The following is a 14213-nucleotide window of genomic DNA, read 5'->3' as shown; positions in this document are numbered from 1 at the left end:
CCGGTTAAAAATTTATATTTTTAATTTATATTGCTCTTTTTGGATATAAATTGATCCAAAAGAGCTTCAATGTCTATTTTTGTTCTACCATATAATTAAATAAAGCTTGGCTTCACAAAACAAACTCAAGATTCTAAACGATCCAATTTACGGATTTATTACCATACCAAGTCAGCGGATCTTTAATATTATAGAGCATCCTTACTTTCAAAGGTTACGAAGAATATCTCAGATGGGCTTATCCTACTTGGTATATCCGGGAGCACACCATACAAGATTTCATCATGCTTTAGGATGTGTTCATTTAATGCAAAAAGCGGTGCGAATACTTCGCTTTAAGGGAGTTGAGATAAGCGACGAGGAAGAAGAAGCTTTACAAATTGCCATATTATTACATGATATTGGGCACGGTCCATTCTCTCATACTATGGAACATAGTATTGTTGAAGGCGTAGATCACGAGTCTATTTCGCTTCTTTTTATGAAAGAATTGAATGAAGTTTTTAACCAAAATTTAACGCTGGCAATCGAGATTTTCACCGGCAAGTACCCTAGAAAATTCATGTATCAGTTAATCACAAGTCAGTTAGACATGGATCGACTGGATTATCTGAAAAGGGACAGTTTTTATACGGGTACTACTGAAGGAAACATCAATAGTGATCGGTTAATTACGATGCTGAATGTGGTGAATAACGAATTGGTACTAGAGGAAAAAGCAATTTATTCCGTAGAAAAATTTCTGGTAGCGAGAAGATTGATGTATTGGCAGGTTTATTTGCATAAAACAAGTTTAGTAGCAGAACAGTTATTAATTAGAGTGCTGAAGAGAGCAAAAGAATTAACGGCCGCCGGCAGTTCACTAAACGCAAGTAAAGCACTTAGCTATTTTCTAGAAAACAAGGTTACCGCAGAAAGTTTTGATACTGAAACCTTAAAGATTTTCGCTTGCCTTGATGATTATGATATTATCCTTGCAATGAAAGAATGGATGAATCACGATGACTTTATATTAAGCAGTTTATGCAAAATGGTCATTAATCGAGATCTTTTAAAAGTTAAATTGAAGAAGAAAAAAACATCTTCAGCTAAAATTGAAAAACATACTAATCAATTAAAAGAGAAGTACAACTTATCTGATAAAGAAGCTTCTTATTTCGTTTTTACAGGAGAAATAGCGAATCTGGCGTATACTAGAGAAAAGAATAATATTAATATTCTTCATAAAAATGGAAAGATTAATGATGTAATTAAAGTTTCTGACCAACTTAATTTGAAAGCATTATCAAAAACGGTGACTAAATTTTATATATGTTATCCTAAGTCGAAACATTAACTCATTTTTTTTACTTTTGCCAGAATGAAATTTAAAGCATCACAAATAGCCGAAATTCTCGAAGGGACGATAGAAGGTAATCCCGATGCAGAGGTTTCAGAATTGGCTAAGATCGAAGAAGGAAAAGAAGGATCACTTACTTTTTTAAGTAATCCTAAATATACATCATACATTTATAGCACCCAAGCTTCAGTTACAATCGTAAACGATAGTTTCGAAGCAGATCAACCTGTTAGTACAACGCTTATAAAAGTGAATGACGCCTATAAAGCGTTTTCTACGTTGTTAGAGTATTATAATCAGGTGAAATTACGCAAGAGTGGTATAGAAAAACCTAGTTATATTTCTGAATCAGCAGAATACGGTGAAGACATATATCTTGGAGCATTTACCTATTTAGGAGATAATGTGAAAATTGGGAATAATGTGAAAATTTACCCTTATGCCTATGTTGGTGACAATACTGTAATTGGAGATAATTCAACACTATTTGCAGGAGTGAAAGTATATTCAGAAACTGTTATTGGTGAAAATGTAACCTTGCATGGCGGCTGTATAATAGGCGCCGATGGTTTCGGATTTAGTCCTAACGAAAAAGGAGAGTATTCTAAAGTTCCACAAATAGGAAATGTTATTATTGAAGATAATGTTGATATAGGTGCAGGAACTACAATAGATAGAGCAACCTTAGGATCTACAATTATAAGAAAAGGGGTGAAATTGGATAATCATATCCAAATAGCGCATAATGTTGAAATTGGAGAGCACACGGTGATTGCGGCGCAAACTGGTGTGGCTGGTTCTACTAAGATTGGCAAAAACTGTATTATTGGTGGTCAGGTTGGTATCGTTGGGCATATCACTATAGGAGATCGTGCAAAAATTCAGGCGCAAAGTGGTATTGGCAGAAATGTAAAAGACGATGAAGTATTACAGGGATCGCCAGCTATAGGATATTCAGATTTCAATAAATCCTTTATTCATTTTAAAAACTTACCTAAAACTGTTGATTTATTACATCAGTTAGATAAAAAAGTAAATAAATAATGGCTGAAAAAGTATTGAAGCAGCAAACTATTCAGAATGAAGTTTCTCTAGAAGGAGTAGGACTTCATACCGGACAACAAGTAAAACTTACCTTTAAACCAGCACCTGAAAACAGTGGTTATGTATTTAAACGAGTAGATCTTGAAGGAGAACCTACTATCGAGGCCGATGTAACCTACGTTGTTGATACTAGAAGAGGAACTAATCTTGAGAAAAACGGAGTAAAAATTCAAACTTCAGAGCATGTGCTTGCTGCATGTGTAGGATTAGAAATCGATAATATTATTATTGAATTAAATACTTCAGAACCTCCAATTATGGATGGTTCTTCTAAATATTTTGTAGAAGCTTTAGAAGAAGCTGGTATAAAAGAGCAGGAAGCAGATAAAGATGAGTACGTTATCAATCAGGTTATTTGCTATCGTGACGAGGAAACTGGTAGCGAGATCGTAGTAATGCCTGCAGATACTTACAAAGTTACCACAATGGTGGATTTTGGAACCAAAGTTTTAGGAACGCAAAATGCTTCTATAGAACATGTTTCAGAATTTAAAGACAATATATCTAATGCTCGTACTTTCAGCTTTCTACACGAAATAGAAGAATTATTGAAACATGGCTTAATTAAAGGCGGTGATTTAAATAATGCAATCGTTTATGTGGATAAAGAAATAGGGGAGGATACTTTAAAGAAATTGCGTGTAGCATTTAATCGCGATGAAATTTCAGTAAAACCAAATGGTATTCTAGATAATCTTACGCTACATTATCCAAACGAAGCAGCAAGACACAAATTACTGGATGTTTTAGGAGACTTAGCACTTATTGGAACTAGAATTCGAGGTAAAGTTATTGCAACCAAACCTGGACATTATGTAAATACCGAATTTGCTAAAAAACTGGCTAAATTTATCAAAGAAGAAAAGCGTAATAAAGTACCAAAAGTCGACTTAAATGCTAAGCCGATTATGGATGTTACTGATATTATGGAAACGCTTCCGCATCGTTCACCATTTCTACTTGTAGATAAAATTTACGAATTAACAGATTCTACTGTTGTAGGTGTTAAAAACGTAACCATGAACGAGCCTTTCTTCGTTGGTCATTTTCCAGGAAAGCCAGTAATGCCTGGCGTTCTTCAGGTAGAAGCTATGGCGCAGACAGGTGGTATTTTAGCCCTGAAATCTGTTCCAGATCCAGAAAATTATCTTACTTATTTTATGAAAATTGATAATGTAAGATTCAAGCAACAAGTAGTACCAGGAGATACTTTAATTTTTAAATTAGAACTTTTAGCGCCAATTAGAAGAGGAATTTGCCAAATGCAGGCTTATGCTTATGCAAATGGGAAACTGGCAACAGAGGCCATACTAATGGCACAAATTGTAAAAAATAAACAATAAGGAATGAATCAACCATTAGCATATGTGCATCCGGGAGCGAAAATCGCAAAAAATGTGGTGATTGAGCCATTTGCAACGATTCATAATAACGTGGTAATCGGCGAAGGAAGCTGGATAGGCTCTAACGTGACCATTATGGAAGGCGCACGCATTGGGAAAAACTGTAGTATTTTTCCGGGTGCGGTAATATCTGCAATTCCGCAGGATAAAAAATTTGACGACGAAGATACCACAACTATTATTGGTGATAATACAACCATTAGGGAATGTGTTACCATAAATAGGGGAACAACAGATCGAATGAAAACAGTAATTGGGAAAAATTGCTGGATAATGGCGTACTGTCACATTGCTCACGATTGTATTGTTGGTGATAATTGTATCTTTTCAAATAATAGTACATTAGCAGGACATATTAATGTAGGCGATCATGTTGTGCTTGCTGGTATGGCTGCCATTCAGCAGTTTTGTAGTATTGGTAGACACGCTTTCGTAACAGGTGGATCTTTAGTTAGAAAAGATGTGCCTCCTTTTGTAAAAGCTGGTCGTGAGCCATTATCGTATGTAGGGATTAACTCTATAGGATTAAGAAGAAGAGGTTTTACTACAGATAAGATTAGAGAGATTCAGGATATTTATAGAATCCTTTATCAAAGAAATTATAACAACTCGCAGGCTGTTGCAATTATTGAAGCTGAAATGCAGGCTACTGCAGAGCGAGACGAAATATTAGAATTTATTAAAAACTCACAGCGAGGTATCATGAAGGGATACTTTAGCTCAAATTAAACATTTATAAGAATGGCAAGTACAAGTGATATTAGAAACGGACTTTGTATAAAATATAATCATGATATCTTTAAAATCATTGAATTTCTTCATGTAAAGCCCGGTAAAGGTCCTGCATTTGTAAGAACTAAGCTAAAAAGTGTTACCACAGGAAAGGTAATTGATAATACATTTTCTGCTGGACACAAAATTGACGATGTACGTGTAGAAACGCACAAATATCAGTTCTTATACCAGGATGGTGAATTTTATCACTTTATGCATGTAGAAGATTATACCCAAATTCGTCTTTTAGAAAGCGCATTAGATATGCCGCAATTGCTGAAAGAAGGGGAAGTGCTTACGGTAATAATTAATTCTGAAGATAATTTACCGCTCTCAACAGAGATGCCGGCAAGTGTAGTGCTAGAAGTTACCCATACCGAACCTGGAGTAAAAGGAAACACAGCTACCAATGCCACTAAACCTGCTACTTTAGAAACAGGAGCTGAGGTAAATGTGCCATTATTTATAAATGAAGGAGATAAGGTTCGCGTTGAAACCGAAAAAGGAACTTATAAAGAAAGAATAAAAGAATAAGTTTTATAACGAATAATTGAAAAAGGAAAGGTAGATTTATCTTTCCTTTTTTTATATTTAATAATTAGATGAAGTTTCCACAAACACATACCATAGAGCAAATTGCAACCATAATTTCATGCGAATTTGTGGGCGATAAAAATTTTCCGGTAGAGGGAATTAACGAGATTCACGTTGTAACTCCCGGTGATATCGTCTTTGTAGATCATCCAAAATATTATGATAAAGCGTTAAACTCTGCGGCTACCATTATTCTAATTAATAAAGAAGTTGAATGCCCAGCGGGAAAAGCTCTACTAATTTCAGATGATCCTTTCAGAGATTTTAATAAACTTGCCAAATACTTTAAACCGTTTGAGAAAGCGACAGCAAAAATAGCTTCTTCAGCAAAAATTGGGCAGGGCACGCATATTCAGCCAACAGCTTTTATAGGTAATAACGTTACTATTGGTAAGAATTGTAGAATTGATGCTAACGTTAGTATCAACGATCATACGATAATAGGTGATAATGTGATTATCCAGGCTGGTACTGTGATTGGTGGTGATGCTTTTTATTATAAAACTCGTCCAGAAGGTTTTGATCGCTTGCTTTCTAGCGGTCGTGTAGTTTTGGAAAATGATGTAGAAATAGGTTGTAATTGCACGATCGATAGAGGAGTTACCGGAGAAACTTTAATAAAAAAAGGAACAAAAATTGATAATTTGGTTCAGATAGGGCACGACACCGTTATTGGTGAAAAATGTCTTATAGCTTCACAAGTTGGGATTGCTGGTTGTGTAATTGTAGAAGATCAGGTGACACTGTGGGGACAGGTTGGTGTAAGAAGTGATATTGTAATTGCAAAAGGAGGAACTATGATGGGACAAACCGGCGTTACTAAAAGTTCTAAACCCGGCGTAACGTACTGGGGAACACCATTACAAGAAGTACGATCGTATTTAGTAGAACAGGCTTATCTTAAAAAGCTGCCTGAATTTATGAAGAATTCTAATAAAAAATAAGCGCATGAGTTTAAGAGGAAAGAAATTAGTGGAACAGTTTTATAAATTATTTTCGAATGATCCAGAGAAAGCGCTAGAATTAATGCATGCTGAAATGATTTTAGATTGGCATAGCAGCACCGGGTATCGCCAGTTAGACAAAACAGGGATGCGTGAGCTTTTGGCAGAAATGACTTCTACTTATGAGGCACTTCGATTAGAAATCAATGAAACAATTAAGGAAGACCAGAAGGTGGTGATCTATTATACCTACCATGTTAGAACTATAGAAAATCCTGAAGAAGAACTTCCACTTGCACATTTTATGACGATCTGGCATTTAAAAGATAATTTACTGTACAAAGGCTCGCAAATAAGCCAGTTGCCAAACGATTAATATGGAAACCATCTGAAAACCAGATGGTTTTTTGTTAAATATCAGCTCTATGTTTGTAGAATTAAATTAATATTCTACATTTGTAGAGTTAATTCTAATAAAGTAGAAGAATGAAACTTTCCAATGCAGAAGAGCAATTAATGCAGATATTATGGAAGCTGAAAAAAGCTTTTATGAAAGATTTGATCGATGAATATCCCGAACCAAAACCGGCAACAACTACAGTAGCTACTTTATTGAAGCGTATGCGAGATAAGAAGTTTATTGATTTTGTACAATACGGCCGATCTAGAGAGTATTTTCCATTAGTGAAGAAGGAAGATTATTTCTCTAAACAAATGAACGGACTCATTAAAAATTTCTTTAATAATTCGGCTGCACAGTTTGCTTCTTTCTTTACAGAAGAAACCGATTTATCTGAATCAGAATTAATAGAATTACGAAAAATCATCGACGAAAGAATTAAAAATCAGTAAACCATGATCATCTATATTCTTAAATTCTCGGGCTGTCTCTTGGTTTTGTATACGTTTTACAGATTCTTTTTGGAAAGCGAAAAAAATCACAAGTTTAAACGATTTTATTTACTATTTGCATTAGTAGCTTCAGTAATAATTCCGCTAATTACTCTAACCTATCAGGTTGAAGCACAACCAATACAGGAAACGGGAATCTTAGTACCTGAAACAATAGCCAATGTAGAAAACGTAAAACCAAGCTCATGGAAAGATCAGATTCCAGCGATTTTATGGACGGTTTATAGTATCGGTGTGGTTATTTTTCTATTACGATTTTTAGGCAATATTAGTCGTTTAAGACGTGTAATTCAAAAGCACGAAAAAGTAGAGGAGTTTTGGAATATTAAGGTTTTACTGCCCTTTCAGCAAATTCCATATTCTTACTTTAAATATATTTTTGTTGAAAAAGATGCTTTTGAACGGAATAACATTCCGAAGGAAATTTTAAAGCATGAAGAAGCTCATGTACTTCAAAAACATACGCTAGATTTATTGATTTTGGAGATTTTACAGGTCATTTTTTGGTTTAATCCGCTGTTTTTCTTCATTAAAAAATCAATTCGCTTAAATCATGAGTTTCTTGCCGATGAGGCCGTTCTAAAACAAAATATTAGCGCATTATCTTATTCTAATTTATTACTCAACAGCTCGTTTGGCGCCCATCAAGCCGCAATGACGAGTTCATTTAAACATTCATTAATCAAAAAACGAATCGTTATGATTTCAAATTCATTTTCTAAAAAAAGAGTCAGTCTAAAATTGGGAATTTTAGTACCAGTTTTATGTTGTTGCATTTATTTCTTTAATAATGCTATCGTTGCAGAAACCATGCAGCAAGAACCGCCAATAGTTACTGAAGTACTGGAAGCTTTTACGCTGAAAATTCATGGTAAAAAGATCGAACTAAACGGAGAGCAAGTAAGTCTTGAAAATTTCGCTTCAAAATTGGATAAAATTACCGATCAATTTTCAGATGAAGATTTGCTTAAAAACAACATTCGTTTAAACTTCAAAAATATTCCTGAGGATTTCAAAAAGAAAGTAGGGCAGGAGTATCTTAAAACTCACTATTACCAATTAATGAAGAAAAATGCTAGAAATTCCTCATTATTTAATTCCAATTTACCACCTCCACCTCCACCGCCAATGCAATTTACCGGAAAATCAGGAACCTCATTCATCACAACAGATCGACCTTCGGAAGAACAAATTTCGGAATGGAAAAGCAAGAATGTCGAGTTCTTCTATGACGATCAGCCTGTTTCAAAAGTAAAGCTAAAAGATATCGATCTCAATACGGTAGCGCTATATTCAAAGCAGATTAAAGCTTCAGGAACTAAAATTTATCTGAATACCGTGTATACTCAATATTCTAAAAATCCACCTTCAAAATCTATATTATCAGATCAAAATTTAAAAGATTACAGTCATTTTTTTATTGATGGGAAAGAAGTTTCCAAAGATAAATTAAAAGCATATTCTCCAAATAATTTTATATCGTATCAGATAGTAAAGGATGGAAAGCTTCCTGTCAAGGAACAATTAATTTTAAAATTTTATACGGAAGAAATAATTGAGGTTATTGAAGAACCAGAAGTGATTGAAGTTATTGAGAATCATCCAAAATCACCACCAAGTCCGCAATCTCCTGAAGTGATCGAGGTGATAGAAAATGAACCGACGCCACCAACGCCACCAAACCCAGAAATAATAGAGGTTGTGGAAGATGTTCCGAATCCGCCAGCTCCACCAAAAAAGCCTGAAGTGATCGAGAATGTTTCTTTTTCCAAAAATGAAGAGATTATTGAGGTTGTAGAAGAAAATCTTGAAGAAAATGATGCATCACAGGAAAAATCAGTTAAAGAACTAATCAAAGAGTATAATGTTCAACTAAAAAAAGTGAATTTGCTTTTACCAGAAGGTTATCCAATGGCTTATCGTGAATTGAAAAAAGAAAAGCAGGATAAAATAGCTAGTAACTTTTCTCATCTTTATAAGTTACATGTACTGCTATCTAAAAAAGGAGCTCAGAATAAAGTTGATTTATTGCCGCCACCGCCACCACCAACTAGAAAAGAATAAGAGAATCAAAAGGTTGTGAAAATCTTATAAAATTCTAGAGTTAAAAATTCCACATTAAAAATGATAATTAATACAAGTATCGCTTTTTCATAATAATCCTTTAAAACCCACAATATTCTTTGAAAAAGCTTTATGTTTTATCTTTAAAAACATATTTTTGTGTACGTAATTACAAAAAATACTTATGAGCGTTTTAGTAAATAAAGATTCAAAAATAATCGTGCAGGGATTTACCGGTAGCGAAGGTACTTTCCATGCAGAGCAAATGATAGAATATGGTTCCAACGTAGTTGGAGGTGTTACTCCGGGAAAAGGAGGACAAACTCATTTGGATAAACCGGTGTTTAATACAGTTTCAGATGCTGTTAAAGAAACAGGAGCAGATGTAACAATCATCTTCGTTCCGCCAGCATTTGCTGCAGATGCCATTATGGAAGCTGCCGATGCCGGGATTAAAGTAATCATTACTATTACAGAAGGTATTCCTGTTGCAGATATGGTTAAGGCTTCAGATTATATTAAAGACAAAGATTGTCGTTTAATTGGTCCTAACTGTCCTGGAGTTATTACTCCTGGGGAAGCTAAAGTTGGTATTATGCCAGGTTTTGTATTCAAAAAAGGAACTGTTGGTATTGTATCTAAATCTGGTACGTTAACTTACGAAGCTGCCGATCAAGTTGTAAAACAAGGATTAGGAATTACTACAGCGATAGGTATTGGTGGAGATCCAATTATTGGAACCACTACTAAAGAAGCTGTAGAGCTTTTAATGAACGACGATGAAACTAAAGCAATCGTTATGATTGGTGAAATTGGTGGACAGCTAGAAGCTGATGCTGCTAAATGGATCAAAGAAAACGGTAATAAAAAGCCAGTTATTGGTTTTATCGCTGGAGAAACTGCTCCTGCTGGTAGAACTATGGGACATGCTGGTGCAATTGTAGGTGGTAGTGAAGATACTGCACAAGCTAAAAAAGCAATCTTAAAAGAAAACGGAGTTCACGTTGTGGATTCTCCTGCTGAGATCGGTAAAACAGTTGCCGAGGTTCTAGGGAAATAGTTAAAATTTAAGATAATTTTAAATAATTTTAGTCCGTAAGCGTTATATGCTTACGGACTTTTTTATTTTTATAAATAATTATCAATCAAAATTTTAACGATGAAGAAATTTTATCTGCCCTTTATGGCAATTCTTTTTCTTGCTTTCTCATCTTGCAAGAAAGAAGAAGATGCAAAATCGAAAAATCAAACCGATGCCAATGGTTTTTCCTATGAAACTTTCGAAAACGATCCTACTGGTTTACGCTTATACACTTTAGAGAATGGACTAAAGGTGTATCTGAGTCAGAATTCAGAAGAACCAAAAATTCAAACCTTAATTGCGGTTCGCGCGGGTTCTACTTACGATCCTGCCGATAATACAGGACTCGCTCACTATCTGGAACATATGGTTTTTAAAGGAACCAGTAAAATCGGAACTCAGGATTGGGAAACCGAAAAGGTACTTTTAGATTCTATTTCAGATCTGTATGAAAAGCACAAAGCTAGTACCGATCCAGAAGAGAAAAAATCGCTATATCGCCAGATTGATTCCGTTTCTCAAGAAGCTTCTAAATATTCCATTGCCAACGAATATGATAAAATGGTAAGTTCTCTTGGAGCTGAAGGTACAAATGCTTTCACTTCAAATGAGCAAACAGTCTATGTAAATAAAATACCATCTAACGAACTGGATAAATGGCTAACGATAGAGAGCGAAAGGTTCAATGAGCTCGTACTGCGTTTATTTCATACCGAATTAGAGGCGGTTTACGAAGAGTTTAATCGCGGCCAGGATAGCGATCAAAGAAAACAGTATTTTGCCGTTTTAGAAGGTCTTTATCCTACGCATCCTTATGGTACGCAAACCACCATAGGAAAATCAGAACATTTAAAGAATCCTTCAATGGAAGCGATTCATAATTATTATGAAAAGTATTACGTGCCCAATAATATGGCTGTAATTCTTTCAGGAGATTTAGATTTTGATAGTACTATTCAAAAGGTAAGTGATGCGTTTGGTGATTACGAATCTAAAGAAGTAACTCATCCAAGTTTTCCAGAAGAGCAACCTATAACCGAACCAATAGAAAAAGAGGTTTTTGGACCAACATCAGAATCTGTTTACGTGGCTTTCCGTACCGATGGCGTAGGTAGTAAAGATCAAAAGATTGTTTATTTAATCGATTATCTTCTAGCCAATTCACAAGCCGGGTTAATTGATTTGGATCTCAATCAAAAGCAAAAAGTACAGAGAGCTTCTTCGTATACTAATTTTGACAATGATTATGGCTTTCATTTGTTATACGGAATGCCAAAAGCAGATCAATCCTTAGAAGAAGTGAAAGACCTGTTGCTTACAGAAGTTGAAAAAATTAAAAAGGGAGAATTTGAGGATTGGTTGATTGACGCTGTAATTAATGATTTAAAGTTATCTGAGATTCGCCAATTTGAGGATGCATCTTCAGTAGCTTATGCACATATGGATGCTTTTATTCATTTTCAGGATTGGCAGGAAGTAGTAGATTTTAATGAAGATTTAAAATCCATCACTAAAGAAGAACTTGTAAACTTCGCAAATGAACATTATAAAGACAACTACGTTGCAGTTTACAAGAGAGTAGGAGAAGATCCTAATATTGCCAAAGTAGAGAATCCTGGGATTACACCTGTACAGTTAAATCGTGATAAGCGATCTGCTTTTATTACTGAATTTAATAAAACAGAAGCTCCTGCTTTGACTCCACAATATGTAGATTACGAAAAAGCGATCAAAAAATCTGAAACCGAGAATGGATTGCCCGTTTCTTACATTGTAAACGAGACCAACGATCTATTTAATCTGTACTTTATTTTTGATATGGGGCAGGATAATGATAAAGAAATTTCTTTAGCTACCGGATATCTTGATTATTTAGGAACCGATAAATATACACCAGAAGAATTAAAACAGGAATTCTATAAACTAGGGATAAGTTCTTACGTAAGTTCTGGATCAGATCAGATTTATGTTGGACTTACCGGTCTAAAAGAGAATATGCCAAAAGGTTTAGAATTATTAGAACACCTGTGGGGAAATGCAGAACCAAATCAAGAAACTTACGAGAAGTATGTAGCTTCGATTATGAAAGGTCGCGAAGATGCTAAAACTCAGAAAAGCAATATTTTGTTTAACGGACTTTTAAACTACGGAAAGTTTGGCGAAGATTCTCGTTTACGAAATATTTATACTGAAGCCGAATTAAAAGCTATCGATCCGGCTGAATTGGTAGAAAAGGTAAAGGAGCTTCGTAATTACAAACAACGAATTCTTTACTACGGAAAAGATCCTGAAGCTGCAGTGGCAGCTGTAAGCGAAAAGCATAGCGTACCGTCTGAACTTAAGGATTATCCTGAAGCAAAAATTTATAAAGAACAGGATACTGGTGGTAATGTATACTTTGTAGATTACGATATGGTACAAAGCGAGATGGTTTTCCTTGCAAAAGGAGATAATTTTGATGCTGAAAAGATGGCGGCAACCCAATTATTCAATACTTATTTTGGGAGTGGATTATCCTCTATTGTGTTTCAGGAAATTAGAGAATCAAAATCTTTAGCGTATTCAGCATACTCTAGTTACCAAATGGCCTCTGAAGTTGATAAACCAAACTACACCATGGCTTATATTGGTACGCAGGCCAATAAAATGCCACAAGCAGTAGATGCGATGATGGATTTAATGACCAATATGCCTGAAGCGAAAGAGCAATTCGAAGCTGCTAAAGAAGCTACGTTGAAGAAAATAGCTGCAGATCGAATTACAAAAACAAATATTTTCTGGAGCTACGAGCGATTAAAAGACCGCGGTTTAGATCACGACACCAGACAAGAGATGTACGACGCTATTAAAGAGATGAGCTTTAAAGATTTGCAAACATTTTTTGATAGCAACATCAAAGATCAGGATTATAATGTCTTGGTAATTGGGAATAAAAAAGATGTAGATATGCAGGCACTTAACAAACTGGGTGAAGTGAAAGAACTGGATATCGATTATCTTTTTAATTACGAAAAGAAGGAAAGTAAAGAGCTGAAATTGTAATCCAATTCGAAGAGAAGTACCTTAGGTAAAGTCCTTAAAGTACCGGCGAAATTATTATTTAGTTTCGAGCCAGGCTTTGGAAAATTCAATATGCACTATTGAGAAAAATTGAAAACCTCCTTGAAAAAGGAGGTTTTTTTGTACCTAAACAATGCATATTCTTATCTTTGGAGCAGATAAATCTAACTTACTATAATACATATGAAATTACTAGAAGGTAAAAATGCTATCGTAACCGGTGGAAGCCGCGGTATCGGTAGCGGTATAGCAAAAGTATTTGCAGAGCAGGGTGCGAATGTAGCATTCACATATAATTCTTCTGAAGAAGCAGCAAAAGAACTAGAAAAGGAACTATCTGAAGCTGGTGTAAAAGCAAAAGGTTATAAATCTAATGCGGCAGATTTTGATCAGGCTCAAGAGTTAATTAAAAACGTAGCTGAAGATTTTGGCGCTATCGATATTCTGGTAAATAATGCAGGGATTACCAAAGATAACCTGCTTATGCGTATGAGTGAGGAAGATTTTGATCGTGTGATCGAAGTAAACCTTAAGTCAATTTTCAACATGACTAAAGCCGTGCAACGAACCATGCTTAAGCAACGCAAGGGAAGTATCATTAATATGAGTTCTGTAGTTGGAGTTAAAGGAAATGCAGGTCAGGCCAATTATGCGGCTTCTAAAGCTGGTATTATTGGTTTTAGTAAGTCAATGGCACTAGAGCTTGGTTCTCGTAATATTCGTACGAATGTGATCGCTCCTGGCTTTATCGAAACTGAAATGACAGAGAAATTAGATGAGAAAGTAGTACAGGGATGGAGAGATAATATTCCATTGAAACGTGGTGGATCTCCAGAGGATATAGCAAATGCTTGTGTTTTCTTAGGTAGTGACCTTAGTGCTTATATTACCGGACAGGTAATTAATGTAGATGGCGGTATGCTAACCTAATTTCCTAA

The 14213-nt window shown here is 35.1% G+C and carries 12 protein-coding genes; all 12 read left to right on the top strand.

All coding sequences use genetic code 11. From position 1 onward, the window contains the following. Positions 1 to 106: 106 nt before the first annotated feature. The 12 genes from QWY91_RS06350 to fabG all read left to right on the top strand — a co-directional run bounded on the left by QWY91_RS06350 (position 107) and on the right by fabG (position 14205). Positions 107 to 1336 carry an HD domain-containing protein gene (locus tag QWY91_RS06350; RefSeq protein ID WP_290232738.1) on the top strand — a complete coding sequence of 410 codons (1230 nt, stop codon included), beginning with the start codon at positions 107 to 109 and terminating at the stop codon, positions 1334 to 1336. Positions 1337 to 1360: 24 nt separating this feature from the next. Continuing rightward, complete coding sequence (gene lpxD, locus QWY91_RS06345; protein ID WP_290232735.1) at positions 1361 to 2383, top strand: UDP-3-O-(3-hydroxymyristoyl)glucosamine N-acyltransferase; 1023 nt, start codon at positions 1361 to 1363, stop codon at positions 2381 to 2383. After that, the gene (locus QWY91_RS06340; protein ID WP_290232733.1) at positions 2383 to 3786 is read left to right on the top strand and encodes a bifunctional UDP-3-O-[3-hydroxymyristoyl] N-acetylglucosamine deacetylase/3-hydroxyacyl-ACP dehydratase; all 1404 of its coding nucleotides are present in this window, start codon (positions 2383 to 2385) and stop codon (positions 3784 to 3786) included. The genes lpxD and QWY91_RS06340 overlap by 1 nt, the downstream gene beginning before the upstream one ends. A gap of 3 nt (positions 3787 to 3789) precedes the next feature. Then, complete coding sequence (gene lpxA, locus QWY91_RS06335; protein WP_290232731.1) at positions 3790 to 4575, top strand: acyl-ACP--UDP-N-acetylglucosamine O-acyltransferase; 786 nt, start codon at positions 3790 to 3792, stop codon at positions 4573 to 4575. A 12-nt stretch (positions 4576 to 4587) separates the two neighbouring features. Further along, positions 4588 to 5154: an elongation factor P gene (efp, locus tag QWY91_RS06330; RefSeq protein WP_290232729.1), complete on the top strand. Its 567-nt coding sequence runs from the start codon at positions 4588 to 4590 to the stop codon at positions 5152 to 5154. 68 nt (positions 5155 to 5222) lie between these two features. After that, positions 5223 to 6158, top strand: coding sequence for a UDP-3-O-(3-hydroxymyristoyl)glucosamine N-acyltransferase (locus QWY91_RS06325; RefSeq protein WP_290232727.1), 936 nt, complete (start codon positions 5223 to 5225; stop codon positions 6156 to 6158). A gap of 4 nt (positions 6159 to 6162) precedes the next feature. Next, positions 6163 to 6534, top strand: coding sequence for a nuclear transport factor 2 family protein (locus QWY91_RS06320; RefSeq protein ID WP_290232725.1), 372 nt, complete (start codon positions 6163 to 6165; stop codon positions 6532 to 6534). Between the two features lie 110 nt (positions 6535 to 6644). Further along, on the top strand, positions 6645 to 7010 hold the full coding sequence (locus QWY91_RS06315; protein WP_290232723.1) for a BlaI/MecI/CopY family transcriptional regulator: 366 nt from the start codon (positions 6645 to 6647) through the stop codon (positions 7008 to 7010). A 3-nt stretch (positions 7011 to 7013) separates the two neighbouring features. Further along, the gene (locus QWY91_RS06310) at positions 7014 to 9134 is read left to right on the top strand and encodes a M56 family metallopeptidase (protein WP_290232720.1); all 2121 of its coding nucleotides are present in this window, start codon (positions 7014 to 7016) and stop codon (positions 9132 to 9134) included. 184 nt (positions 9135 to 9318) lie between these two features. After that, positions 9319 to 10194 (top strand): succinate--CoA ligase subunit alpha, encoded by an 876-nt coding sequence (sucD, locus tag QWY91_RS06305; RefSeq protein ID WP_290232717.1) that lies wholly within the window; start codon positions 9319 to 9321, stop codon positions 10192 to 10194. A gap of 99 nt (positions 10195 to 10293) precedes the next feature. After that, positions 10294 to 13257 (top strand): M16 family metallopeptidase, encoded by a 2964-nt coding sequence (locus QWY91_RS06300; protein WP_290232713.1) that lies wholly within the window; start codon positions 10294 to 10296, stop codon positions 13255 to 13257. Positions 13258 to 13458: 201 nt separating this feature from the next. Beyond that, positions 13459 to 14205: a 3-oxoacyl-[acyl-carrier-protein] reductase gene (gene fabG / locus QWY91_RS06295; protein ID WP_290232711.1), complete on the top strand. Its 747-nt coding sequence runs from the start codon at positions 13459 to 13461 to the stop codon at positions 14203 to 14205. Positions 14206 to 14213 lie beyond the last annotated feature (8 nt).

It is taken from the genome of Zunongwangia endophytica, assembly GCF_030409505.1.
GTDB lineage: Bacteria > Bacteroidota > Bacteroidia > Flavobacteriales > Flavobacteriaceae > Zunongwangia > Zunongwangia endophytica.
The sequence above is the reverse complement of the archived record's forward strand: the minus strand, read 5'-3'. Positions and strand labels throughout refer to the sequence as shown.